General features: G+C 68.2%; 26 protein-coding genes. 17 read left to right on the top strand and 9 right to left on the bottom strand.

The window, feature by feature from the left end:
* Nucleotides 1-11 precede the first annotated feature (11 nt).
* From QM732_RS06590 to QM732_RS06610, 5 genes are all read left to right on the top strand, one after another.
* Nucleotides 12-515, top strand: coding sequence for a YbaK/EbsC family protein (locus QM732_RS06590; protein WP_415655382.1), 504 nt, complete (start codon nt 12-14; stop codon nt 513-515).
* On the top strand, nt 512-739 hold the full coding sequence (locus QM732_RS06595) for a DUF1289 domain-containing protein (RefSeq protein WP_415655383.1): 228 nt from the start codon (nt 512-514) through the stop codon (nt 737-739). The genes QM732_RS06590 and QM732_RS06595 overlap by 4 nt, the downstream gene beginning before the upstream one ends.
* Nucleotides 736-1,395 (top strand): 2-hydroxychromene-2-carboxylate isomerase, encoded by a 660-nt coding sequence (locus tag QM732_RS06600; RefSeq protein ID WP_415655384.1) that lies wholly within the window; start codon nt 736-738, stop codon nt 1,393-1,395. The genes QM732_RS06595 and QM732_RS06600 overlap by 4 nt, the downstream gene beginning before the upstream one ends.
* Nucleotides 1,396-1,641: 246 nt before the next feature.
* Entirely contained in the window at nt 1,642-3,321 is a 1,680-nt protein-coding gene (locus QM732_RS06605; protein WP_415655385.1) for an MFS transporter, read from the top strand.
* A gap of 190 nt (nt 3,322-3,511) precedes the next feature.
* The gene (locus tag QM732_RS06610) at nt 3,512-3,724 is read left to right on the top strand and encodes a hypothetical protein (RefSeq protein ID WP_415655386.1); all 213 of its coding nucleotides are present in this window, start codon (nt 3,512-3,514) and stop codon (nt 3,722-3,724) included.
* Here QM732_RS06610 and QM732_RS06615 read toward each other — a convergent pair.
* Entirely contained in the window at nt 3,718-5,337 is a 1,620-nt protein-coding gene (locus QM732_RS06615; RefSeq protein WP_415655387.1) for a sensor histidine kinase, read from the bottom strand. The two genes, QM732_RS06610 and QM732_RS06615, sit on opposite strands and share 7 nt — an antisense overlap.
* A gap of 207 nt (nt 5,338-5,544) precedes the next feature.
* On the opposite strand from QM732_RS06615, the gene QM732_RS06620 reads away from it, so the two are divergent.
* From QM732_RS06620 to QM732_RS06640, 5 genes are all read left to right on the top strand, one after another.
* Nucleotides 5,545-6,657, top strand: coding sequence for an ABC transporter substrate-binding protein (locus QM732_RS06620; RefSeq protein ID WP_415655388.1), 1,113 nt, complete (start codon nt 5,545-5,547; stop codon nt 6,655-6,657).
* A gap of 121 nt (nt 6,658-6,778) precedes the next feature.
* Nucleotides 6,779-7,567 (top strand): SDR family oxidoreductase, encoded by a 789-nt coding sequence (locus QM732_RS06625; protein ID WP_415655389.1) that lies wholly within the window; start codon nt 6,779-6,781, stop codon nt 7,565-7,567.
* 19 nt (nt 7,568-7,586) lie between these two features.
* Nucleotides 7,587-9,956, top strand: coding sequence for a penicillin acylase family protein (locus QM732_RS06630; protein ID WP_415655390.1), 2,370 nt, complete (start codon nt 7,587-7,589; stop codon nt 9,954-9,956).
* Between the two features lie 45 nt (nt 9,957-10,001).
* A complete protein-coding gene (locus QM732_RS06635) occupies nt 10,002-10,727 on the top strand; it encodes an SDR family oxidoreductase (protein ID WP_415655391.1) in 726 nt (241 codons plus the stop codon).
* 19 nt (nt 10,728-10,746) lie between these two features.
* Nucleotides 10,747-11,013 (top strand): hypothetical protein, encoded by a 267-nt coding sequence (locus QM732_RS06640; protein ID WP_415655392.1) that lies wholly within the window; start codon nt 10,747-10,749, stop codon nt 11,011-11,013.
* On the opposite strand, the gene QM732_RS06645 is transcribed toward QM732_RS06640, so the two are convergent.
* From QM732_RS06645 to QM732_RS06660, 4 genes are all read right to left on the bottom strand, one after another.
* Nucleotides 11,014-11,691, bottom strand: a complete 678-nt coding sequence (locus QM732_RS06645) for a DUF3047 domain-containing protein (RefSeq protein ID WP_415655393.1) — start codon at nt 11,689-11,691, stop codon at nt 11,014-11,016.
* Nucleotides 11,691-12,596, bottom strand: a complete 906-nt coding sequence (gene rsgA / locus QM732_RS06650) for a ribosome small subunit-dependent GTPase A (RefSeq protein WP_415655394.1) — start codon at nt 12,594-12,596, stop codon at nt 11,691-11,693. Before rsgA ends, QM732_RS06645 begins: the two co-directional genes overlap by 1 nt.
* Before the next feature lie 82 nt (nt 12,597-12,678).
* On the bottom strand, nt 12,679-13,014 hold the full coding sequence (locus tag QM732_RS06655; RefSeq protein ID WP_415655395.1) for a 4a-hydroxytetrahydrobiopterin dehydratase: 336 nt from the start codon (nt 13,012-13,014) through the stop codon (nt 12,679-12,681).
* Complete coding sequence (locus tag QM732_RS06660; protein WP_415655396.1) at nt 13,011-14,282, bottom strand: M48 family metallopeptidase; 1,272 nt, start codon at nt 14,280-14,282, stop codon at nt 13,011-13,013. The genes QM732_RS06655 and QM732_RS06660 overlap by 4 nt, the downstream gene beginning before the upstream one ends.
* 50 nt (nt 14,283-14,332) lie before the next feature.
* On the opposite strand from QM732_RS06660, the gene orn reads away from it, so the two are divergent.
* Nucleotides 14,333-14,890, top strand: a complete 558-nt coding sequence (gene orn / locus QM732_RS06665) for an oligoribonuclease (protein ID WP_415655397.1) — start codon at nt 14,333-14,335, stop codon at nt 14,888-14,890.
* A 59-nt stretch (nt 14,891-14,949) separates the two neighbouring features.
* Nucleotides 14,950-16,737: a chorismate-binding protein gene (locus tag QM732_RS06670; protein ID WP_415655398.1), complete on the top strand. Its 1,788-nt coding sequence runs from the start codon at nt 14,950-14,952 to the stop codon at nt 16,735-16,737.
* Here QM732_RS06670 and QM732_RS06675 read toward each other — a convergent pair.
* Nucleotides 16,717-17,334 (bottom strand): DUF2087 domain-containing protein, encoded by a 618-nt coding sequence (locus QM732_RS06675; protein WP_415655399.1) that lies wholly within the window; start codon nt 17,332-17,334, stop codon nt 16,717-16,719. The two genes, QM732_RS06670 and QM732_RS06675, sit on opposite strands and share 21 nt — an antisense overlap.
* Before the next feature lie 426 nt (nt 17,335-17,760).
* Between QM732_RS06675 and QM732_RS06680 the strand changes: the two genes are divergently transcribed.
* Together QM732_RS06680 and QM732_RS06685 are read left to right on the top strand one after the other, a co-directional pair.
* On the top strand, nt 17,761-19,497 hold the full coding sequence (locus tag QM732_RS06680) for a DEAD/DEAH box helicase (protein WP_415655400.1): 1,737 nt from the start codon (nt 17,761-17,763) through the stop codon (nt 19,495-19,497).
* Between the two features lie 29 nt (nt 19,498-19,526).
* Entirely contained in the window at nt 19,527-20,027 is a 501-nt protein-coding gene (locus QM732_RS06685; RefSeq protein WP_415655401.1) for a GNAT family N-acetyltransferase, read from the top strand.
* Here the strand turns inward: QM732_RS06685 and QM732_RS06690 are convergent.
* Complete coding sequence (locus QM732_RS06690) at nt 20,021-20,662, bottom strand: NAD(P)-dependent oxidoreductase (RefSeq protein ID WP_415655402.1); 642 nt, start codon at nt 20,660-20,662, stop codon at nt 20,021-20,023. The genes QM732_RS06685 and QM732_RS06690 overlap by 7 nt on opposite strands.
* 100 nt (nt 20,663-20,762) lie before the next feature.
* Between QM732_RS06690 and QM732_RS06695 the strand changes: the two genes are divergently transcribed.
* Nucleotides 20,763-21,650, top strand: a complete 888-nt coding sequence (locus tag QM732_RS06695) for a LysR family transcriptional regulator (RefSeq protein ID WP_415655403.1) — start codon at nt 20,763-20,765, stop codon at nt 21,648-21,650.
* Nucleotides 21,647-22,231, top strand: a complete 585-nt coding sequence (locus tag QM732_RS06700; RefSeq protein ID WP_415655404.1) for a DUF1294 domain-containing protein — start codon at nt 21,647-21,649, stop codon at nt 22,229-22,231. Before QM732_RS06695 ends, QM732_RS06700 begins: the two co-directional genes overlap by 4 nt.
* Here QM732_RS06700 and QM732_RS06705 read toward each other — a convergent pair.
* Nucleotides 22,209-22,892, bottom strand: a complete 684-nt coding sequence (locus tag QM732_RS06705) for a hypothetical protein (RefSeq protein WP_415655405.1) — start codon at nt 22,890-22,892, stop codon at nt 22,209-22,211. The genes QM732_RS06700 and QM732_RS06705 overlap by 23 nt on opposite strands.
* A 96-nt stretch (nt 22,893-22,988) precedes the next feature.
* Between QM732_RS06705 and QM732_RS06710 the strand changes: the two genes are divergently transcribed.
* Nucleotides 22,989-23,918, top strand: coding sequence for a Gfo/Idh/MocA family protein (locus QM732_RS06710; protein ID WP_415655406.1), 930 nt, complete (start codon nt 22,989-22,991; stop codon nt 23,916-23,918).
* 12 nt (nt 23,919-23,930) lie between these two features.
* Here QM732_RS06710 and QM732_RS06715 read toward each other — a convergent pair whose 3' ends face one another.
* On the bottom strand, nt 23,931-24,731 hold the full coding sequence (locus QM732_RS06715; RefSeq protein ID WP_415655407.1) for a DODA-type extradiol aromatic ring-opening family dioxygenase: 801 nt from the start codon (nt 24,729-24,731) through the stop codon (nt 23,931-23,933).
* Nucleotides 24,732-24,772 lie beyond the last annotated feature (41 nt).

The raw sequence follows: 24,772 nt of genomic DNA on the forward strand, positions 1-24,772 counted from the left end.
CAATCGCGGCCATGGCTGACACCGACTCCCGACCCGAAGGCTTCCAGCGCGTTAGCGCCGCGCTGGCGACGCTCGCCCACCCGCACCGGCCGCTGTGGCTTGACGTCGCGGCCCGTACAGCCCAGGAAGCCGCCGACGCATTGGGCGTGACGCTGGGCCAGATCGCCAAGTCCGTCGTCTTTCGCCGCAAGGCCGACGATTCGGCGGTGCTCGTCATCACTTCGGGTGACAAGCGCGTCGATGAGGTGAAGCTCAAGCCCCATACCGGCGCGCTGGGCCGTGCCGATGCTGATTTCGTCAAGGCCCGCACTGGATTTTCCATAGGCGGCGTGTCGCCGGCTGGGTTCGCCCCGGCGGACGGCTTTGCGGCGCCCCAGCTCTTCATCGACCGCGAACTGTTTCGCTTCGACATCATCTGGGCTGCGGCCGGCCATCCGAACGGCGTTTTCAAGCTGACACCGAGCGAGCTGGAAAGGTTGACCGGCGCGCCGGTCATCGACGTCGTCCAGTCATGAAATCCGCTGTCGTCTCGCCCTGCGTGAACGTCTGCCAGATGGACGCGGCGACCGGCTGGTGTCGCGGCTGCGCGCGCAGCATCAACGAGATCGCCGGCTGGGGCGGCGCGCCTGCGGACGTGCAGCGCCACATCTTGGACCAGTTGCCCGAGCGCCGCGTAGAGATGCATCGCCACGGGCTGTGGCTCGGCCCCTGGCCGCATTCGGAGGAACAGGATCGATGAAGCGGCTGACCTTCTACTTCGACCCGATCTCGCCCTACGCGGCGCTGGGCTTCGAGGCCCTGCCAGAGGCGCTCGCGGGACACAGCATCGAGGTCGTCTATCGCCCCATCCTTTTCGCGGCCCTGCTGCAGGCACTGGGGCAGAAAGGTCCGGCCGAGATCGAGGCCAAGCGTCGCTGGACCTTCCGTCAGGTGGCCTGGCTGGCACACAGCCAAGGGGTGGTGCTGGACCCTCCGGCCCAGCACCCCTTCAATCCGCTGCCGCTGCTGCGCCTGGCCTGGGCCTGTGCGGCGCCGCAGGGGCAGCCGGGTGACACGCCGGGCCGCTGGGTGGTCGAGCAGCTCTTCCATCATGTCTGGCGCGGGGCCGGCGCCGATGCCAACGACGCGGCGCGCCTGGCCGAGCTGGCCGATCGACTCGCGCCTGTGCAGGATCCGGCGAGCGAAGCGGTAAAGCAGCGGTTGCGTAGCGAGACCGAAGCTGCGCTGGCGCTGGGCGTCTTTGGCGTGCCGACGGTGGAGTTGGAGGGGCGCCTGTTCTGGGGGCAGGACGCGCTGCCCATGCTGCGCGGGGCGCTGGACGGCGATCCCTGGTTTCGCAGTGGCATCTGGGAGTCGGCAGCCCAGCCGCGCCCCGGTGTCACACGCAAGCACTGAGGGCGTCGAGGCGCTCTCAGGGCGGCGTACCAGCCCGGCGCAGGCCCCGTCCCAGGCTGACGCAAACCGTCTCAGGATTTACCCGCGAGCCCCTTTTGATCTCGCATTGAGAAATGCGAACTGCGGGTTCCTGCGGAGTTTGTCAGCCTCGATTCAGACTGGCGTCAGAACACGGTCAGAGGCCGTGTGAATAGTCACGCCGAGGAAAGCCTGTGGGGCGGACCGACAACAGACGGAGACTTTTCAATGGCAACTGCGACTTCAACGGCCTCGACGCCGATGACCCGCGAAGAGAAGAAGGTCATCTTCGCCTCTTCGCTGGGCACGGTGTTCGAGTGGTACGACTTCTATCTTTACGGCTCTCTGGCGGCCATCATCGCCAAACAGTTCTTCGCCGGACTTGAGCCCGGTGCAGCCTTCATCGCCTCGCTGATGGCCTTCGCCGCCGGCTTCATCGTGCGCCCCTTTGGCGCGCTGGTGTTCGGCCGCCTCGGCGACATGATCGGCCGCAAGTACACCTTCCTGGTCACCATCCTGATCATGGGCCTGTCGACGTTCATCGTTGGCGTGCTGCCCACCTACGCCACCATTGGTGCCGCAGCCCCGGTCATCCTGATCGGCCTGCGCCTGCTGCAGGGCCTGGCCCTGGGAGGCGAGTACGGCGGCGCAGCCACCTACGTGGCCGAACACGCGCCGCACGGCAAGCGCGGTGCCTACACGTCGTGGATTCAGACCACGGCGACGCTGGGCCTGTTCCTGTCGCTGATGGTCATCCTGGGCGTGCGGACCTCGCTGGGCGAGAAGGAATTCGGCGAATGGGGCTGGCGCATTCCGTTCATCGTCTCCATCCTGCTGCTGGGCATCTCGGTGTGGATCCGTCTGTCGATGAACGAGTCGCCGGCCTTCCAGAAGATGAAGGCCGAGGGCAAGACCTCCAAGGCTCCGCTGTCCGAATCCTTTGGCCAGTGGAAGAACCTGAAGATCGTGCTGCTGGCGCTGTTCGGCCTCGTGGCCGGCCAGGGCGTGGTCTGGTACTCGGGCCAGTTCTACGCGCTGTTCTTCCTGACGTCGGTGCTCAAGATCGACGCTGCCGCCGCCAACATCTGGATCGCCATCGCGCTGATCCTGGGCACGCCCTTCTTCGTCATCTTCGGCACGCTGTCGGACAAGATCGGCCGCAAGCCCATCATCATGGCCGGCCTGCTGCTTGCCGCGGTGACCTACTTCCCGCTGTTCAAGGCGCTGACCGCCGCGGCCAACCCTGATCTGGCCCGCGCCCAGGAGACCTCCAAGGTCACGCTGAGCACCAGCCTGGCAAGCTGCTCCTTCCAGGGCAGCCCCACGGCTCGTGAAGTCGACTTCACGAGCGCCTGCGACATCGCCAAGCGTGCCCTGGCCCAGTCCTCGGCCAGCTCCGAGACCGTCGAGGCTCCAGCCGGTGCCGCGACCATCGTGCGCGTCGGCGACAAGGAGATCGCTGTTCCCACGGCGACCAAGCTGACCGAGCACAAGTTCGACGAAGCCAGCACCAAAGCCATCGCCGCCTTCAAGAAGGACCTGGCCGATGCGATGAAGGCTGCCGGCTACCCAGCCAAGGCTGACATGTCCAAGGCCAACGTGCCGATGGTCATCGCCATCCTGTTCGTGCTGGTGCTGTACGTGACCATGGTCTATGGCCCGATCGCAGCGATGCTGGTCGAGCTGTTCCCGACCCGCATCCGCTACACCTCGATGAGCCTGCCGTACCACATCGGCAACGGCTGGTTCGGTGGCATGCTGCCCTCCATCACGTTCGCGATGGTGGCCCAGAACGGCAACATCTACCACGGTCTCTGGTATCCCATCGTCATCGCTGCGATGAGCTTCGTCGTCGGCGTGCTCTTCGTCCGCGAGACCAAGGACGTGGACATCTACGCGAAGGACTGATCCTGCGCCGAGGACGGGCCTTCGGGCCTGTCCGACTGCGGATCAAGGCCAAACGGCGTGCAAGCCGCTTGGCATGTGTGAAAGAAAGAAGCCGGCAGTCGCCGGCTTCTTTCTTTCATATGACCCTTCAGTTGAGCGTCAGCCTCGCTGCGCAGAATCCTGCCCAGTTCAAACCCAAGGAGACTTGAGCATGTGGAAGTTGATCGTTGGCTTCATCGCCTTTGCCGCGCTGGCGCTGTATATCCTCACCAAGAGTGGCGGCAACATCGATCTCAGCGGCGAGAAGCATGACGTGACCGCAGGCCATGAGCCGGCGGCTTCGGCGACTGTGGAGGCCGCCTCCGGCCCTGCTTCTTCGGCCGTGGAGGCCGCTTCCGGCCCGACTTCCGCCGCGTCTCAGTAAGTCGCCGTAGTTGCCTCGCCGCCGGCGCGCTGTGGCGCGATCAGTGGCAGGCGCATCAGCATCTGCGTGCCATGGCCGGGCGCGGACTTCACCTCGATCTGGCCGCCCAGCACATTGGTCACGATGCTGTGCACGATGTGCATGCCAAGGCCGGAACCGCCGGTGCCGAGCTTGGTCGTGAAGAAGGGATCGAAGATGCGCCGGCGCACCGGCTCCTCCATGCCGCGGCCGTCGTCGATGACGCTCAGCTCGGCCTCGGTGTCGCTCAGCCGGGCGCAATGCACGCTCACGCGGCCCTGTGTCCGGCCTTCGAAGCCGTGCAGCAGCGCATTCATCAGCAGGTTGGTCAGCACCTGGCCCAGCGCGCCGGGATAGCTGTTCATGGCCAGTCCGCGACACAGGTCGGTGTCGATGACGAACGGCGTGTGCTTGAAGCTGGGCTCCACCATGACGAGCACGTCCTCGACGACCTTGCCCAGGTCGAAGTCGCGCCGCAGGTCGGCCGTCTGGTCGATGGCCACCTGCTTGAAGTCGCGTACCAGGTCTGCCGCCTTCTGGACGTTGCGCTGCAGGATGTCCTGGCCGCGCCGCGTGTCGCGAGCGAGTTCCTCCAACGTGCTGCGACGCAGTTGCGCGCTGCCACCCAGCATGGCCTCGAGTTGCCTGTAGCGGTCGTCCAGGGCTGACACGACGGTCAATGCGTTGCCCAGCGGCGTGTTCAGTTCATGAGCAACACCGGCCACCAGCCGGCCCAGCGATGCGAGCTTCTCCGATTCGACCAGCTCGCGTTGGGCCTTCTGCAGCGTTTGCAGTGCCTCGGACAGCTCGTCGTTGCTGGCTGTCAACTCAGCCGTGCGCTGGGTCACCGTCTCTTCCAGGTTGAGGTTGTGCTGGCGCAGCGCCTCGAAGGCCGACAGCAGGGCCTGGCGCATTCGTTCCATCGCGACGCCCACGCGCGCGATCTCGTCCGCGCCGCCGACGTGCAGCGGCTGCTCCAGCCGGCCGGCGGCCAGTGCTTCGGCTGCACCCGTCAGCTCCGTCATGGGCCGCAGTACGTAGCGCTGCAGCACCCACAGCATCAGCACCAGAGACAGTGTCAGCGTCAGCCCGCTGCGCCAGACGGTGCGCCACACTTCGGCCTGTTTGGCCTCCAGCAGCGGCGCGGCACTCATGTGCACCGTCAGCTTGGCAATCTCGCGTCCGTCGCGTTGGATAGGGCGGGTCTGGCTCAGCACCAGGTCGTCGTCAGTCGTGTCACCCGCGCGCTGCTGCGACAGGAAAGGCGCTGACGAGGCCGGCTCGACGACCTCCACGGAAACGAAGCGTGGGTCGTCCATCTGCGCCTTGACCATGGGATCCGCCAGGTCGGGCGACACCTGCCAGACCGGCTCGGCCAGCGACAGCGCCATCACCTCGGTAACGCGGGCCAGGTCAAGCTTGAGGTCCTCCATGGCCGTCGCGCGCGTCTTCTGGCTGTCGTAGAGCAGCACGGCCGTCGTCGGCAGAAGCAGGCCCAGCAGCAAGGCCAGCACGACGGCGAAGGTCAGTGAATTGCGTTGCCAGCCGAACAGGGACGCAGGCGTTTGGGGCAGGACGGTGGCGGGCGGCGGCAAGGGGCTTTCCGGCATGGGCGGGCGCGCGAAAGGGTGCGGGCGAAGCGGCCAGAGTGTAGGTCCGCCAAAAGCGGTGCAAATGCGCATTCGGCCCTGACGACGCCCGGGTTTTTCCCGGGGCGACGGGGCTGCTGGTGGCGGGGGGGCTGGCGCCACAATCCGCCGCCAGAAAAGCGCCCCGGGGGGCGCTTGGCCTGGAGAAAAACAATGAAGCGTTGGGTTGGCCTGGCGGCATGGCTCGCCGCATGCATCGGTACGAATGCAGCGTTAGCGCAGAACTTGCGCGTCGGCATGGTGGCCGGGTTCTCCGGGCCGGTGGCCGGCATCGTGCAGGAGAGTGTCGAAGGTGCGCGGCTGTACTTCGATGCCATCAACGCTCAGGGCGGCATCAAGGGCCAGAACATCGAACTGGTCACGCAGGATGACAAGTACAACCCGGCGATGGCCGCCGCGGCCGCAAAAGTCCTGGCCGGTCAGGGCGTGCTCGCGCTGATGCTGAGCCGCGGCACCGGCCCCACCGAGGCCATGCTGCCGGTGCTCAAGGACAGCAAGCTGCCGCTGATCGCGCCGGCCACCGGTGCCAGCAGCCTGCGCGAGCCTCTCCAGCCCTGGGTCTACCATTTGCGCGCGAGCTACCAGCGCGAGGCCGAGCGCGCCGTCAAGCACCTTGCCAGCATTGGCGTCAAGCGCATCACCATCGTGCAAGTCAACGACCCTTTCGGCAACGACGCCGGCAAGGGTGCCATCAAGGGACTGGACGATGTGAAGCTGCGAGCGCAGTCCCACCTGCGCTTCGACCGAAACAAGCCCGAACTGGCACCGACGATGCAAGCCATCGCCAAGGCCGGCATCGAGGCCGTCGTGCTGATCGGGCCGGCCTATGCCGTCGTGGAGGGCGTCAATGCGCTGCGTGCGGCTGGCTCGACAGCGCATGTCGCGACGCTGTCAAACAACGCCTCCAGCGACTTCGTGAAGCAATTGGGCGACAACGCCCGTGGCGTCATCGTGACCCAGCTATTTCCCTATGAACGCTCCACCGCCAACCCGTTGGTGCGTGAGGCCTTGGGCCTGGCCAAGGCGGCCGGTCGCAGCGAGCTGACGCCGGCCCAGTTGGAGGGCTTTGCGGCGGCCAAGCTTGTCGTCGAAACGCTGCGCCGGGCCGGCGGCAAGGACATCGGCCGCGAGAGCTTCGCCAAGGCCCTGGACGGCGCCCGCATCGATATCGGCGGCCTGCAGGTGCACTACAGCGATAAGGACCACGGCGGTCTGGAGTTCACCGACGTCTCCATCGTCGGTCCCGACGGAAAGTTCTGGCGATGATTGGCTCGCCCCTGACGGCTTGACTGCCGCCCCTCATGGGGGCCTGCCAGCGGCCGGTTCCGCTGCAGTCGCGCGATGATGCTGTGTGCTGCGCATGGCCGTGGCGAATGCTTGGAGTCGTATGGATCTGGGATTGAAAGGTCGCTGGGCGCTGGTATGCGCAGCGAGCAAGGGACTGGGGCGCGGCTGTGCCGAGGCGCTGGTGGGCGAGGGCGTCAACGTCGTCATCACCGCGCGTGGCGAGGCCGAGCTTTTCACCGCGGCCGCCCAGTTGCGTGCGCTGAACCCCGGCGTCGATGTGCGCACAGTGGCCGGCGACATCGCCACGCCCGAGGGGCGCGCGGCGGCGTTGGCGGCCTGCCCGCAAGTCGACATCCTCGTCAACAACGCCGGCGGTCCGCCGCCCGGCGACTTCCGTGAGTGGGAGCGCGAGCAGTGGCTCGCGGCGCTGGACGCCAACATGCTGGCGCCCATCGCGCTCATCAAGGCCACCGTGGACGCGATGGCTGCGCGCGGCTTTGGGCGTGTCGTCAACATCACCTCTGGCGCCGTCAAGGCGCCCATTGACACTCTGGGCCTGTCCAACGGCGCGCGTTCGGGGCTGACCGGCTTTGTTGCTGGCGTGGCCCGCCAGCCGCGGCTGGCCGGTGCCAACGTGACGATCAACAACCTGCTGCCCGGGGCCTTCGACACTGACCGGCTGCGCAAGAACATGGCCGGCGCCGCTGCCAAGTCCGCCATGCCGCTCGACGAGCTGGTGGCCCGGCGCCGCGCAGCCATTCCGGCGCAGCGCTTCGGCACGGCGGCCGAGTTCGGCGCGATCTGCGCCATGCTCTGCAGCGCGCATGCCGGCTATCTGACCGGCCAGAACATCCTGCTTGACGGGGGTAGCTACCCCGGCACCTTCTGACCCAGACCAGAGGCAACTCATGAAGTGGTTGAAGCGCATCCTTGGCGGCCTGCTGCTGCTGATCCTCCTTGTCGCGCTGGCGCTGTGGCTGGCCTTGCGCGGCAGCCTCGCCCAGCTGGACGGTGAACGTGCACTGCCAGCCCTGGGGGCACCCGTCGAGGTGCTGCGTGATGTGCGCGGCTACCTGAGCATTGCAGCCGAGGACCGGCTCGACGTGGCGCGCGCCCTGGGTTTCGTGCATGCCCAGGAGCGCTTCTTCCAGATGGACCTCATGCGCCGCAACGCGGCCGGGGAGCTGTCGGCACTGTTCGGCGCCAAGGCCTTGCCGCTGGACAAGGCGCGCCGCACACACCGCTTTCGCCACCGCGCCGAGTTGGCCATCGCGGCGCTGCCGGCCGACGAGCGAGCGCTGCTGGATGCCTATGTCAGCGGCGTCAACGCGGGCCTTGCCGCGTTGTCCAACCGCCCGCCCGAATACCTGCTGCTGCGCCAGGCGCCCCGTCCCTGGGCCGCGGCCGACACGGTGCTGGTTGCCTACGGCATGTACCTCGACCTGCAGGCCTCGCAGGGGCGCGACGACATCGCCACCGGTCTGCTGCACGACGCCGTCCCAGCCGATTGGTACGCCTTCTTGACCCAGCAAAGTGCCGACTGGCAGGCTGCCATGGACGATAGTCGCGTCGACCCCGTGCCGCTGCCGGCGAGCCCATTGCCGGACGCGCTTCGCACCGTCAAGACGGCCTGCAGCGACTGCAGCCTGCGTGATGCGCGCGACCTTGGCAGCAACAATTTCGCCGTTGCGGCCGCGCACGGCACCGAGGGCCGCGCCATCGTGGCCGATGACATGCACCTGGGCCTGCGCTCCCCCGGCACCTGGTTCAAGTCGCGCATGAAGTGGAAGGATGCTGCCGGCAACCACGACGTGGCCGGCGTGACGTTGCCTGGCACGCCGCTGCTCATTGCGGGCAGCAACGGCCACATCGCCTGGGGCTTCACGAACACCACCTCGGACTGGGCCGACGTCGTCGCTCTCAAGCTCAACGCGGCGGGCACGCACTATCTGGCCGGTGGCGCGCAGAAGCCGCTGCTGCAGACCGTGGAGCGCATCGAAGTCGCGGGAGAGGCGGCCGTCGACCACGTCGTGCTGGAGAGCGAGTGGGGCCCCGTGATGCCCCAGAAGGCCCCGGCTGGCCAGGCCTATGCGCTGCGCTGGGTGGCGCATGATCGGGAGGGCATGAACCTGCGCCTGATGCACATGGAGGCAGCGGCCAACGTCGACGACGCGGTAAGACTGGCGGTGGGCGCCGGCATGCCGGCTCAGAACCTCGTCGTGGCCGATGCCGGCGGACGTATCGCCTGGACCGTCGTCGGCGCAATGCCTCGGCGCACTGGTCTGAGTGACCCGGGTGACATGGACCGGCCGCAGGATTGGAGTGACGGCCGCCCGCGCTGGCAAGGCTGGTTGGGCGCGGCCGAGCAGCCCCGAATCGTGGACCCCGCGGATGGCCGGTTGTGGACGGCCAATTCGCGCATGGTCGGCGGCTCGGCGTTCAAGGCCCTGGGCAATGGCGGCTACGACCTCGGCGCCCGTGGTCAGCAGATCCGCGACAGCCTGCGCGCGCAGGACCAGTTCGACGAGGCCGGCCTGCATGCCATTCAGCTCGACCATCGCGCGCTGTTCCATCAGCGCTGGCGCCAGTTGCTGCTGACGCAGGTGCTGACGCCCGACTTCGTCGCTGCCAACGGCTTGGCAGACTACCGTGTCGAGGTCGAGAAGAGCGCCGACGCAGCGCGTCCCGATGCGGTGGGTTATCTGCTGGTGCGTTCCTTCCGTCTGCAGGCACTCAAGAGCCTGTTCGCGCCGTTGGCTGGTTTGCTCGAGGCCCGGGAGCTCAAGCTCGGCGACCTGAAGATGGTCCCTGAGACGCCTGGCTGGGCACTGATCCAGGCCGGCCGGCCGGACACGCTGCCGGAAGGCTTCAAGAGCTGGCCCGAACTGCTGCAGCGCGCCGTGCTGGACAGCCGCAAGGAACTGCTCGGCAAGTACGGCAGTGTGGCGGGCTCGACCTGGGGCGCTGACAACACTACCAGCATGCGCCACCCGATGAGCGCTGCGCTGCCACTGCTTTCCGGTTGGCTGGACCAGGCCTCGCAAGGCATGGCCGGCGATAGCCACATGCCACGCGTGCACAACCACGGCCACGGCCAGAGTGAGCGCATGGTGGTCTCGCCCGGCCACGAGGAACGCGGCATCCTCGTCATCCCGGGCGGCCAGAGCGGCCATCCGATGTCGCCCTTCTATCGCAGCGACCATGCCGCCTGGCTGGCCGGCGAGCCGCTGCCCTTCCTGCCCGGCGAGGCGAGGCACCGGCTCGTGCTGCGGCCCTGAGCGTGTGGGCAGAATGGCGTGCCCTCCTCACGCCATGAGTGCCCAATGAAAGTTGCTCTCGTTACCGGTGCAGGCTCTGGCATCGGCCGTGCCGTCGCCCGCGCCCTTGCCGCAGACGGCTGGACCCTCGCCCTGATGGGGCGCCGCGTGGCGCCGCTGCGCGAGACCCTGGACAGCGCGCTGCATCTGCCTGCCGACGTGGCCGACGAGGCACAGGTGCAAGCGGCCTTCGCGACGCTGTACCGGCGCTTTGGCCGGCTGGACCTGCTGTTCAACAACGCCGGCATCGGCGCGCCGTCTGTACCCGTGGACGAGCTGACGGTGGCGCAGTGGCGCGCTGTCGTCGACACCAACCTCACCGGCAGCTTCCTGTGCGCCCGCGCGGCCTTCGCGCTGATGAAGACGCAGCTGCCGCGTGGCGGGCGCATCATCAACAACGGCTCCATCTCGGCCCATGCGCCGCGGCCGTTCTCGGCACCCTATACGGCCACCAAGCACGCCATCACCGGCCTGACCAAGTCGCTGAGCCTGGACGGGCGCGCACACGACATCGCCTGCGGCCAGATCGACATCGGCAATGCCGCGACCGACATGACAGAGCGGATGGCGCAGGGCGTGCTGCAGGCCGGCGGCCAGATGGCCGTGGAGCCGCGGATGGACGTCGAGGATGTCGCCCGTGCCGTCGTCTACATGGCCTCGTTGCCACTGTCGGCCAACGTGCAGACCCTGACCGTGATGGCGCGCGACATGCCTTTTGTCGGTCGCGGCTGAAGGGGCTCAGAATCGAGGCATGAACCTGGTTCGCTTCCTGATCCGTCTGCTGCTCATCGTCTTTGGCGCCATCGTCGGCCTGGGCCTCTTTTTGTTTGCCGTCATCGCCTTCCTCGGCTTCCTGCTGTTCAGCCTGCTGACCGGCCGCAAGCCCAACCTGCAGTTCCGTGTCAACAAGAATCCCTGGGCTGCCCGCAGGGCGCCTGCCGGGGATGTGGTGGACGTCGAGGCGCGCGAGGTGCGCGACGTCAAGCCGCTGCCGCTGCAGCCACCTGAACAGCGCTGATCAGCGCAGCTCGACCGGCCCGTACCAGGCGTGGGCCGACGCGCGGCTGTTGTCGCTGTCGGTCATGACGGCCATGGAGATCAACGGGCCCGGCGCCTCGCCGAATGCCAGGCGGAAGTCGGCAGCCAGGTCGCGGCGGTGGTCGCGCCAGCGGCCCAGTTCGGCAGGGCCGGAGTCGACAACGATCTTGCGGATGCGGTCGCTGCGAGGGTTGACGACGACCGTGCCTACCGGCAGCTTGCTGTCCCAGACATACATCAGCGTTGCATAGGGCGGGGTCTCGCCCGTCAGCGTCTGGGCCAGCTCGAACTTCATGCGGGTGCGAAGCGGCAGCGTGTCGACGTCTCCGTCGAAGCCGAAGATGACGCGTGCGACAGCGTCCTCGCGCTGCACGTCGGCGACACTGGCGCCAGGGATGAGGCCTTGCACCCACCAGGAGAAGTCGACCTCGCCGACGTCGGCGACCGCCGGGTCCAGCCGCTTGCGCCAGAGGCTGGCGGAGCGTTCGGAGACGGCTTCCAGCGCGGGGCGGCCATCCTTTTGGGTCCAGCTGTAGCGGGTCAGCGGCTTGCCGGGCAGCTTCATCGACTGCCAGCCCTCGGCCGATGGTGGGGGCGTGACGGTGGTCGCGCAGCCGGCCAGCAGGGCCAGCGCGCAGAAGTTCAGAAAGCGGCGCATCACCAGGTCTTGCGTTGGAGTTCTTCGAGGATCTCGCCGTAGATGCGGTAGCGGCTGGCGCTGATCAAGCCCCCATCAACTGCGGCGCGCACGCCGCAGCCCGGTTCGTGAATATGTGAACAGTTGTGGAAGCGGCAGTCAGCGTGCTCACGCAGGTCGGGCATGTAGCGCCACAGTTCGGCGGCCTCGATCTGGCGCAGGCCGAACTCCTGGAAGCCGGGCGAATCGATCAGCGCCGTCGCGCGCGTTTCGTCGGTCCAGTACCACTGCGTGGTGGTGGTCGTGTGGCGACCGGAGTTCAGGGCTTGCGAGATCTCTCCGACCTGGGCCTGGGCATCCTTCACCAGCAGGTTGATCAGCGTGCTCTTGCCCGTGCCGCTGGGCCCGAGCACGAATGTGCGCTGAGCTGCCAGCCATGGTTGCAGCGTGGCACGCGAGGCCTCGCGGTCGGCCTTGAGCGCGACCTCGAACATCGTCAGCCCCATGGCGCGGTAGGGGGCCAGGCGCTCGCGGGCGGTGTCGGTGCCAGGCAGGTCGGTCTTGTTAAGCGCGATGGCTGCGCGGATGCCGGCCGATTCGGCGGCGATCAGCGCACGCGCCAACTGCGATTCGCTGAACACAGGCTCGACGGCCACCAGCACCAGCAACTGGTCGAGGTTGGCCGCGAAGCTCTTGGTCTTCCACTCGTCCTGGCGGAACAGCAGGTTGCGGCGCGGCTCGACGGCCTCGATGACACCCTCGTCCGCGCTGGCCTCGGCGAAGCGCACCTGGTCGCCAACGACGGCATCGCTCTTCTTGCCGCGCGGGTGGCAGACGAAGCGCCGGCCTTCCGCGTCCTCGACGATGTAGTGCCGGCCGTGGCCGCGCACCACCAGTCCCAGGTCCAGCGCCTGGAACTTGCTCACCGGAGCCCCTCGCTCGATGGCCGCAGCGAACGATGTCCCGAGGGGATGCGGGCCGCCATTGAGGCCCCCCCGCGCCTGGCCCTCATGAGCCCGAGGCTTCGGGCAGCGAGCTCACCTGGGCCGCGCATATCGCGTCGTTGAGCGTCAGCCCCCCGCGCGAATGCGTGCTCCAGCTTACCGTGCAGGCGTTGTAGCCCACCAGCATCTCTGGGTGGTGGTCCTGCGCGTGCGCAATCTCTGCGACCGCGTCGACGAAGGCCATGGTCTGATAGAAGTTGTCGAAACCGAAGCGCCGTGCGATCAGCTTGGCCTCGGGGTCGGGCTGCCAGCCGGGCAGGGTGGCCAGCACGCGGGCTCGCGTGTCTGCGTCCAGCAGCGGGGCCTTGGGGTCGCACTGGGCGAGCAGCAGATCGTTCATGAGGCAAGCGCCGCGAGCCGTTCGGCCGCGGGTGGGTGCGAGTAATAGAAGCGGGCGTAGACCGGGTCAGGCGTCAGCGTACCGGCGTTGTCCTCGTGCAGCTTGAGCAGGGCCGAAGAAAGATCGTGGCCGCTGGCCTGGGCGCGGGCATAGGCGTCCGCCTGGAACTCGTCGCGGCGCGAGAAGTGGCTGGCCAGGGGCGTGACGAAGAAGCCGAACACCGGGCCGGCGAGCAGGAACAGCATCAGCGCGAGGGCGTCGTTGGGGGCGCCAAGATTGGGCACCACGCCCAGGCCCAGGTAGAAGGCCGGCTGCTGCATCAGCCAGCCCAGCAGTGCGAACCCGGCCAGGCTCATCGCGAACATCAGCACGATGCGCTTGGTGATGTGGCGGTGCTTGAAGTGACCCAACTCATGCGCCAGCACGGCCTCGACCTCGGCTCCATTGAGCTTGGCCAGCAGCGTGTCGAAGAAGACGACGCGCTTGGCCGGGCCGAAACCGCTGAAATAGGCGTTCCCATGGGCCGAGCGCCGGCTGCCGTCCATGACAAACAAGCCCTTGGCCGCGAAGCCGCAGCGTGCCATCAGCTTCTCGACGCGCTCTTTCAGCGCGGCATCGGCCAACGGCTCGAACTTGTTGAACAGGGGCGCGATGACGCTTGGGTAGATGACCATCACCAGCAGGTTGAAACCCATCCACGCGCCCCAGGCCCACAGCCACCAGCGTGGGCCGGCGGCGCCCATCAGCCAAAGGATCAGCGCGAGTATGGGCAGGCCCAGCAGCACGCCTAGCGCCAGGCCCTTGAGCATGTCGGCGAAGAAGAGCCCGAGCGTCGTGCGGTTGAAGCCAAAGGCCTGCTCGATCCGAAACGTGGACCAGAGCTCCCAGGGCAGATCAAGCAGCGCGCCGATCAGCATGAAGACAGCGACGAGGCCCAACTGGTAGCCCATGGCCTGCCAGCTCTCGGGCAATGCAAGGCTGGCGTCCAGCACCCAGCCGTTCAGCGCGCTCAGCCCGCCCAGCAGTGTCCAGCCCAGCAGCACTGCGGCGTTGAAGGCCAGGGCCAGCAGGCCGAAGCGGCTGCGCGCGATGGTGTAGTCGGCCGCCTTCTGGTGGGCCGCCAGCGTCACGTTGCCCGCAAAGGCCGCAGGCACCTGGCCGCGGTGGCTGGCGACGTGGCGCACCTGGCGCGACGAGAGCCAGAACTTGACGAGCAGCGAGGCCGCAAGCGCGACAGCGAAAGCAAGGGACAACAGCGTGGGGGACATGCGCAAATTTTAGGCTGCGAGAATTCGCCCTCTTCAGAATGAGCTCCACCATGTCCGATACCCTTGCCATCAGCGACAGCAACCTGATCTGGATCGACCTCGAAATGACGGGTCTATACCCCGACAAGGACCGCATCATCGAGATCGCCGTCGTCGTTACCGACCCACTGCTCGAGAAGCGCGTCGAAGGCCCTGTCTTCGCCATCCACCAGAGTGACGCGACGCTGGACGCGATGGACGCCTGGAACAAGGGCACCCATGGCAGGAGCGGCCTCATTGACCGCGTCAAGGCCTCCACCATTTCGGAGGCCGAGGCTGCTGCCCAGACCATCGCATTCCTCAAGCAGTACGTGCCCAAGGGCAAGAGCCCGATGTGTGGCAACAGCATCTGCCAGGACAGGCGCTTCCTCGCCAACTACATGCCCGAGCTGGAGGACTTCTTCCACTACCGCAATCTTGACGTGTCGACGCTCAAGGAACTGGCCAAGCGCTGGAAGCCGGCGGCGCTGGAGGGATTCAAGAAGGCGCAAGCGCACACGGCGCTCGCGGACATCCAGGAGTCCATCGACGAGCTGGTGCACTACCGCACGCACTTCCTGGCGCTCTGATGGCGCCGCGGGCCGAGCGCAGGGCCGCTCCCGAGCCGGCCCGAGATTCCCTTGGGGGATTGACCGAACGACAGGGCGGTCGAGGGGACAAGTCCCTTCACGCCGCCTTCGACTTCCCCCGCCATCCACTGGCCCGCGAGGACGGCGAGCGCCTGCGCGGTTGCTGGAGCGTGCCGCCGGCGCGCTGGCTGCGGGCGACTCGGCTGGATGAGGTGCGCGGTGTCGTCGCCGAGGCCGAGGCGGCCGCGCGCGGCGGCGCCTGGGTGCTGGGCGGGCTGCGCTACGAGGCGGCCGCAGCCTTCGATGCAGTGCAGTCCGCGCATGCCGGTCAGGCTCCGCTGGCCGAGTTCGCGGTCTACGACACGGCGCCCGAGCCCTGGAACGAGGTCGGCGCAGAGTACACCGGTCTTCTTGGCTGGCAGGACGAGGCGCCCGATGCGACCGCTGCCATTGAGCGTATCCGTGACTACATCCGTGCAGGCGACTGCTATCAGGTCAACCTGACGACGCGGCTGCGCGCGGCTGCGCGTGGGCTGGACCCGGCGCAGCTTTTCCTCGCGTTGCACGCCAGCCAACCGGGCGGATTCAGCCTGTTCCTGCGCGGGGCGGGCGCGGCCAGCGTATCGCCCGAGCTGTTCTTCGACTGGCGCCCCGTGCCTGGCGCCAAGGCGAGCTGGCTGCTGGCCGCCCAGCCGATGAAGGGCACTGCCGCGCGCGGCCGCGACCGCGTCGACGACGAGGCTGCCCAGCAGCATCTGCGAACCAGCGAGAAGGAGCGTGCAGAGAACCTGATGATCGTGGACCTGCTGCGCAACGACCTCAGCCGCGTGGCGCAGCTCGGCACGGTGCGGGTGCCGCGGCTCTTTGAGCTGCATGCGCTGCCCACGGTGTGGCAGATGACGTCCACCGTCACGGCAGTCAGCCGTGCCGGGCTGACGCTGGCCGATGCCTTCGCGGCGCTATTCCCCTGCGGCTCGGTGACGGGCGCGCCCAAGGTCCGTGCGATGCAGGTCATCCGCGAGCTCGAGCCCATGGCGCGAGGCTGGTACTGTGGCGCGTTGGGACTGATCCAGCCGGGCGGCGTGGCGACATTCAACGTGCCTATACGAACCGTGGAGTTCCATGACGATGCGCTGGTCTGTGGCATCGGCAGCGCGATCACGCTGGACAGCGAGCCTGCTGCCGAGATCGCCGAATGGCGGGCGAAGTCGCGCTTTCTCGCTCGCGCCGAGGCGCCGGTCGAGGCCCTGGAGACGCTGCGTCTGCAAGCCGGGGTGGCGCAGCGCGGCGAAGCTCACCTGGCCCGCATGCAGCGCACGGCGCGGCATTTCGGCCTGCGCTTCTCGCTGGCGCAGGCGCGCACCTACCTGAAGGACATTGCCGTTGCAAAGCCCGAAGGCGACTGGCGGCTGCGCCTGACCTGCGATGCCAACGGCCGCTTCACGCATGCGCTGGCTGCCTTCGCGCCCACGCCCGAGCCCGTGCGTCTCGCGCTGGCCGACGGCCCTATCCCGACGCTTGGCACCCGTGCAGAGTTCCTCGTCCACAAGACGACGCGCCGCGAGCTCTACGACTTCAGCAAGCCGGCGCAGGCCTTCGACGTCATCCTCTGGAACGAGGCTGGCGAATTGACCGAATGCAGCTTCGGCAACCTTGCCGTGCGGCTGGCCGGGCAGTGGCTGACGCCGCCGCTGGCCGCCGGCCTGCTGCCGGGCGTTCTGCGCGCCGAACTGTTGGCCCAGGGCCGCGTCAGGGAGGCGCGGCTGACGCGCGCCGATCTGGCGCGCGCCGAGGGCCTGGCCTTCTTCAACAGCTTGCGCGGCTGGCTAGACGCCGAGCTGGCGTAGGGCCCGCATCAACGCCATCGCGTCCTCGCCGGGCCTGGCCGGCAGCTTGGTGTAGATCGAGCTGTCCGGCGTGCGCGCCATCAGCTTTTGCGTGACAAGGTCGCGTCGCAGGATGCAGTAGTCGCCGAAGCTGTGCCAGGCGGTCAGGATCTGGTTGACCTCGCGTTCTCGGTAGGGCCGCTTGGCGTCAAAGCGCATCCATAGGCCCCACAGTGCCATCAGCTGCAGCGAACGCTTGACGGGCAGCCGCGTCAGCCGGCCCTGATCGTCGAAGAGCCGCAGCGTGCGGCGCACGATGTCGCTGTGCTCGGCAGTGGCGGGGGGCGTGACCTGTCGCGGTGCGGGCGGCCTGGCTTGCAGCGTCTGCAGATTGCGGTGCCCGGCCGCGCGGGCCAGCATGTTCAGCAGGGTCTGGTGGCCGGGTGGTTGCGGCGCTTCGTGCATGAGCAACTGGGCGCGCAAGGACTTGGCGAAGGTGGACAGGTCGTCCACGACGAGGGGCAGGGATTCACGGGGCACGGGGCACTCCATGCGCACGCCAACGGTGAAGAGGCTGGGCTTGCCGGCTTGCAGCCAGGGCGCACGCGTGGGGTTCACGTGAACGGAGGCGTTTCATGGCAGGTTCAGCTCGCGGCGTGCGCCGCGCGGCAAGGCCTGGGTGTTCTGCCGACCCGGGCCGCAAGTGTGCCAGAACCGACGGAAATTTGGTGAAAACCCTGATTCGTGCTAGAGTCGCAGCTTCACCTGGGGCGTGCTCCAGGAGTTCCACGTCTCCTCTGACCTCGTTCGATCAAACGCATCCCAGCGGGCATCGGACTCCGAACACGGATCGGTCGGCGGCGATGAAGCCGTCGCTTTGACTGACTGTTCCCCCGCGCCGCACCCGGGCTGATGTACATGCCCGAGCCGCACGACGCGAGCTGATCTATCTCCCAGCGACTTATGTGATTCCGAGGGCTTGTGCATGCCCCTCGGCGCTGCGCGTTTGCCTGCGCGGCGTGACCCTGAACGAAAGAACGAACGATGAGTTTCGAGACCCTGGGCCTGAGCCCCGCCGTGCTGCAAGCCGTCAAGGACGCCGGCTATGAAAATGCCACCGACGTGCAGGCGCAGGCCATTCCCGCCGCCATCGCGAACAAGGACCTGATGGTCTCGTCGCGTACTGGCTCGGGCAAGACGGCTGCCTTCATCCTGCCGGCGCTGGAAAAGATCCTGGCCGCGCGCGGCGACAACACGAAGCGCCGCGAGAAGGGCGTCATCTACGGCCCGCGCGTGCTGGTGCTGGCTCCGACGCGTGAGCTGGCCATGCAGGTCGCCAAGGCCGCACAGACCTACGGCCGTCACATCCCTGGCCTGAAGGTCGCCACCGTACTGGGCGGCATGCCCTATCCGCTGCAGATTCGCCAGCTGACCGGCCCGCTGGACATCCTGATCGCCACGCCCGGCCGCCTGCTGGACCACCTGGCGAGCGGCAAGTGCGTGCTGTCCAACGTCGAGATGCTGGTACTGGACGAGGCCGACCGCATGCTGGACATGGGCTTCATCGATGACATCAATGTCGTCACCAGCCACACGCCCGAAACCAAGCAGACCGTGATGTTCAGCGCCACCTTCGCTGGCCATGTCGGACGCCTGGCGCAGCAACTGCTGAAGGATCCGCAGCGCATCGAGGTCGCCTCGCACACCGAGACGCACGAGAACATCGAGCAACGCCTGCACTGGGCCGACAACCCCCACCACAAGGACCAGCTGCTGGAAGCCATCCTGGCCACGCCGGAGCTGGAGCAGGCCGTCGTCTTCACGAGCACGCAGCGTGACGCAGACTGGCTGGCCGACCGCCTGGCCGAGATCGGCCACGCGGTGGCTCCGCTGCACGGTGCCATGCCGCAAGGCAAGCGCAACCGCGTGCTGATGGGGCTGCGCCGTGGCGACCTGCGCGTGCTGGTGGCCACCGACGTCGCAGCCCGCGGCATCGATGTGCCGACGATCAGCCACGTCATCAACTACGGCCTGCCCATGAAGGCGGAAGACTATGTGCACCGCATCGGCCGCACCGGCCGTGCTGGCCGCTCGGGGCTGGCGATCACGCTGGGTCTGCGCGAGGACGTATCCATGATCCGCCGCATCCAGCAGTTCACGACGCAGACCATCCCTGTTCAGCAAATCACCGGTCTGGAGCCCAAGACGCAGGAGCCGCGCATCTTCCCGCCGCGTCCCGCAGGCCAGGGTTTCGACCGCGGCGGCGAGCGCTTCGGCGGTCGCCCGGGTTTTGGCAACAAGAGCTTCCGCCGCGATGATGGTGGCCGCGCGCACCACGGCGGCGGCAAGCCCTTCGGCCATGGCGGCCATCAGGGCCACCAGGGCCACCAGGGCCATCAAGGTGGTGGTCGTTGGGAAGAGCGCCGCTTTGGCGAAAACCGCCCCTTCGACAACGGTGGCGGCCAGCATGAGCAGCGCGGCTTCCAACCCCGTGACGACCGTGGCTTCGCGCCGCGCGGTGAAGGCCGTGGCTTCCAGCCGCGCCCCGACAATCGCGGTTTCGCACCGCGTGAGGACCGTGGTTTCCAGCCGCGCGAGGATCGTGGTTTCCAGCCGCGCGAGGATCGTGGCTTTGCTCCCCGTGAAGAGCGGGGCTTCCAGCCGCGCGGCGACCGCCCCTTCCATGGCGGAGGCAAGCCTAGCTTCGGTGGCGAGCGCCCGTCGTTCGGCGGTGAGCGCCGTGGCCCGGCCGGCCCGCGCAAGGGTGGCTTCGGCCGCTGATTGAGATGGATTGCGTGGAACTCCACGCGATGACTCCAGCCGATCTCGACGCCGTACTGGCGCTGCAACAGCGCTGCTACGGCGTCGGCTTTTTGGAGCGTCGCGAAGCGTTCGCGGCCAAGCTGGCCGTGACCGCGGGGCTGGAGTGCTGCTGGATTGCGCGCCGGCCGGCCTCGGAAGGTGGCATGCCGCTAGCCTATGCCGTCAGCCTGCCGGTCTGCGACGAGACGCTGCCGGCGCTGGATGCGCTGCACTGCGAGCGCTCTGCAGCGCCGACGCTGCTCTATCTGCACGACATGGCCGTGGCGCCGGAGGCGCGTTCGCTGGGGCTGGCGGCGCGGCTGCTGTCGCGGCTGGCGGAGCGGGCGCGGGCGCTGGGCCTGGCGCGTCTGGGCCTTGTGGCCGTGCAGGGCTCGGTACCCTACTGGCAGCGACAGGGCTTTGCCGAGCCGGCCGAGCTGTCTGCAGGCCTGAGCGCCAAGCTCGCGAGCTTTGGCGCTCAGGCCCGCTTCATGGACCGTGATCAGTAGCCAGCGGTGAAACGGGCACGGCGGTGCTGCGGTGCTTCCAGCTCGTTGACGATGGCCGCGGCCAGGTCTGCCACGCTGATGCGGCTTTCGCCCTTGGCGTCGAACACCGGCTCCTCGCCGCCGAGGCGAAAAGCGCCTGTGCGCTCGCCGGGCTCCAGGTGCATGGCGGGTGACACCAGTGTCCAGTCGAGCGCGCTGCGGTCGGCGCGCAGGCGGGTCAGCATCTCGCGGGCCGCGAGCGCGCCCGATTTCCATTCGGCCGGGAAGGCCGGCGAATCCACCAACTGCTGTCCAGGCGCGATGAACAGGCTGCCTGCACCACCTACTGCGATCAGCCGCACGCCGGCCTGGCGTGCCGCGTTGGCAATGGCGTCGCTGCCACGCAGGAAATCGTCGTAGAGATTGGGGTTGCTCCATCCGGCATTGAAGGCGCTGACGACGGCATCCGCGCCCTTCAGCTCGGCTGCCAGGTTGCCGCTGTTCAGCACGTCCACCGCACGAACTTCCAGCCCGGGGCGGGCAGCCAGCTTGGCAGTGTCGCGCTGCAACGCGCGCACCTGATGGCCACGGCTCAGCAGTTCTTCCAGCAGGGCGGCGCCGACGAAACCGGTGGCGCCGATCAGGGCGATGTTCATGGTGTTGCTCCAACAACGTGTTTGCGATGGTCCTATTGTTTCGGCTTCACAATTCGTTGATAAGCCTGCATGGACAACGCAGACTGTTTAGAAAAACTTCATGCTCGACCAACTCAAACGCATGGCCGTCCTTGCGGCCGTGGTGCGCCACGGCAGCTTTGCCGCGGCGGCACGGCAACTGCGCACCAGCACCTCGGCCGTCAGCCAGCAGGTGAGGGCGCTGGAAAAAGACATGGGGGTCACGCTGCTGCACCGTTCCACGCGCAAGCTCAGCCTGACACCGGCCGGCGAACGGTTCCACGCCGGCTGTGCGGCCATGGTGGCCGCCGCGGAAGCCGCCCAGGCCCAGCTCCAGCAACTGCGCGACGCGCCCGAGGGCGAGCTGCGCATCGCGATGACGGTGGGCTTCGGCCGGCATATCGGTCCGGCGCTGGCGCCGCTGCTGGCGGCCCATCCGGGCCTGCGGTTGCACCTGCAGGTGGAGGACGGATTCACCGACCTGGTGGCGCACCGTATCGATCTTGCGATCCGCTTCGGCCGGCTGCCCGACAGTCCCTGGGTGGCCCAGCGCATCGGTGTCATGCACAGCAGCCTGTATGCCGCGCCGGCCTACCTCGCGCAGCGCGGCGTGCCCGCGACACCCGAGGCCTTGCGGGATGCCGACTGGCTGATGCTGCAGGACGGTACCGACCATCCCCGCCGCCTGCCCGGCACCGCGCTGAGCGTGCAGCCGCGCCATACCAGCAACAACCAGCTGACGCTGCAGCAGCTTTGCGAGGCGGGCCTGGGGCTCGCTGGGCTGGGCGACGAGGACGTGGCCGAAGCGGTGGCAGCGGGGCGGCTGCTGCGCCTGTCCACTACGCTTGAGCTGCCCGACCTGCCCATCTGGGCCATGACGCCGCAGCGTCATGACGGCAACCCCGGCCAGCCTGCAAAGGTGCGCCACGCGATCGCAGCGCTGAAAGCCCACCTGGAGGTCGCGGCGTGAAGGGCACGCTGACGCAGTGGGATGACGCCAAGGGCTATGGCTTCATCACGCCAGATGGTGGCGGCGCGAAGGTCTTCGTCCACGTGAAGGCGTTCGGCCTGCGGCCGCACCGGCCCTTTGTCGGCGAGCGGCTGAGCTATCGTGAAGGCCAGGACGCGCAAGGCAAGCGCCGTGCGCTGGACGTGCAGGGCGTCGCGCCGCGAGCCGCGCAGCCAGCGCCCGCCCGGCGCGACGGTAGCGGCGTGCTGCTGCTGATTCCCGCTTTTGCCGGCCTCGTTCTGGCCGTCCACCTGATCTGGGGCGTGCCCAACTGGCTGTGGGGCATCTATTCGGCCATGAGCCTGGCCACCTTCATCACCTACGTGCTGGACAAGCGCGCCGCGGCGCGCGGCGACTGGCGTGTGGCCGAAAGCACGCTGCATGGCCTGTCACTGGCCTGCGGCTGGCCGGGGGCGTTGCTGGCCCAGCGGCTGCTGCGCCACAAGAGCGTGAAGCCGGCTTTTCGGCGGCTTTACTGGGTGACCGTGGCGGCCAACGTCTCTGCGTTCATCGCGATGTTCACGCCGCTGCTGAAAAGCTGAATTCGCCCAGGCCCTCGATACACAGCGTGCCGCGGGCCTCGCCGGTCCAGGGATGAAGGCCGCCCCAGGCGCCCGTCGTCACGACGGTACCGGCCTGCACGGTGGCGCCATGCCGCGTGGCGTGGCGCAGCCAGGCGGGCAGCACGCCGGCCGGGTTGGCCAGGGAATGGCCGCCGCGATGCACGATGTCGCTCCGGCCGGGCAGGGCCAGGCGCCATTCAAGCTGCGCCCACTCCAGTGCGCGCAACGGCTGCCAGGGGCCTAGCAGCAAGCCGGCGTTGGACTGGTGGTCAGCCATGCGCAGCAGGTCCGGTGCAGCCATGCCTTCCTCCCAGCGCGAGGCGACCAGCTCCACGGCGATGCACATCGCCTCCGGTGCGCCGCTGGCGTCCAGGCGCAGCGCCACCTCGGCCTCCACACCCAGCAGTGCCGTGCCGGCCACCGGATTGACCGGTGAATGGGTGAACGGCCCTTGCGGGCCTGCGCCACCGGACTTCCAGCGGTTCAGTGTCCAGCCCAGCGTGCGCGCCACGCCGTCCTGCACCGCGTAGGCGTCGGCCTCGTCTCGCACGCTGTCGACCCAGTCGGCAGCGCGCAGGCGGCTGCCGTCGCGGTGGCAGGCGGACAGGGTTTGAATCAAGCTTTCGATCGTTGCGGCCATGCGGGGACTGGGGCTGGAATGTCCGCGTCGGCGGACCCTAAGATGAAGATGTGGTGGCGCAAGGCGCGCCACCTGACAGCATTTTGCGGGAACAGCATGGCATTGAAGTTGGGCTTGGTGGGTATCGGCAAGATCGCCCGTGATCAACACATTCCGGCGCTGGCCGCCGATCCGCGCTTTGAACTGGTGGCCACGGCCAGCCGCAATGCGCGCGTGGACGGCGTGGCTTGCTTTGCCAGCGTCGAAGCCATGCTCGCCGAGGTGCCGGAGCTGGACGCCATCTCCATCTGCACGCCGCCGCAGGCGCACTTCGAGGCCGCCGTCGCTGGCTTGCGGGCCGGCAAGCACGTCATGCTGGAGAAGCCGCCCGCGGCGACAACGCGGCAGATCGCCCTGCTGCAGGCCGAGGCGGCGCAGCAGGGGCGCACGCTGTTCCAGACCTGGCACTCTCGCTTCGCCGCGGGCGTGGACGCGGCGCGCGACTGGCTGCGTGGCCGCACGCTCACTGGAGGCACCATCACCTGGAAGGAGGACGTGCATCACTGGCACCCGGGCCAGCAATGGATCTTCGACGCGGGCGGCCTGGGCGTTTTCGATCCGGGCATCAACGCCCTGTCGGTGCTGACCGAGGTGCTGGCGGAGGATGCGGTCGTCCACAAGGCGGTGCTGGAGTTCCCCGAGAACCAGCAGGCGCCGATTGCCGCCCAGTTGGACCTGCGCACGCCAACTGGCGTCAGCGTTCAGGCGGCTTTCGATTTCCGCCAGAAGGGCGAGCAGACCTGGGACATCGAGCTGCTCACGACCACGGGCAGCCTGCGACTGTCCCAGGGGGGCGGCGTGCTGGAGATTGACGGTCGGCCCGTGGCCGCCGATGCGGCCCTGGCCGGCGAGTACCCACGGCTCTATGCCCGTTTCGCTGAGCTCTGCGCGATGGGGCGCTCCGAGGTCGACTGGCGGCCCTTCCAACTGGTGGCTGACGCCTTCCTGGTTGGCGAGCGCCGCATCGTGGCGCCCCACCAGGTCTGAGCCGGGGCCGCGTCAGCCGAACCTGAAGCTGGACGCCGTCACGCCGCCGAGGAAATCGGTCTCGTGGTAGCTGCAGCTCGCGGTTTCGCCCTCGGCGGCGCCCGCGGCCACCATCAGCGGCAGCAAATGTTCCTCTCGCGGGTGGGCCAGGCGGGCAGCGGGCGCCTGTGCCCAGGCCTGCAGGCGCTCGGCACGGCCATCCGGCGAGGGCAGGGCGGTCTGCAGCCAGGCGTCGAAGGCTGCTGACGGATCGCGGCCGGCAGGGCCGTACAGGCGCAGGTTGTGGAAGCTGAAACCGCTGCCGAGGATGAGCACGCCCTCATCGCGCAGCGGGCGAAGCGCGCGGCCCAGCGCCAGGTGTTCGGCCGGGGCCAGGCCGCGCCGAAGCGACAGCTGCACGACCGGCATTTCAGCGCCCGGGTACATGGGCACCAGCGTGCAGAACGCCCCGTGGTCGAAGCCTCGCTGTGTGTCCCGCGCGGCGGGCAGCCCGGCGGCCTGGATCAGCGCGACGACACGCTCTGCCAGCGCCGGGTCGCCGGGCGCGGGGTAGACCACCTCGTAGGTATGGGGCGGGAAGCCGCCGTAGTCGTAGAGCATTCCGGGCGCGGGCGAGTTCATCACCGTGAAGGCGCTTTCTTCCCAGTGGGCCGAGATCATGAGGATGGCCTTGGGCCTCGTCGGCAGCGAAGCCGGCAGGGCTTGCAGCGAGGCTTCCAGCCGGGCGTGGGCGCGACGGTATTCGCCCTCCATGAACGGCCAGGGGCCGCCGCCGTGGGAGACGAAGAAGGTGGGCAGGCGAGGGATTTGCATGCCCCAAAGACTAGGCCCGCTTGCGCGGGCCTGGTTTCAGC

This window comes from Roseateles sp., assembly GCF_047654805.1.
Classification (GTDB): Bacteria; Pseudomonadota; Gammaproteobacteria; order Burkholderiales; family Burkholderiaceae_C; genus Pelomonas.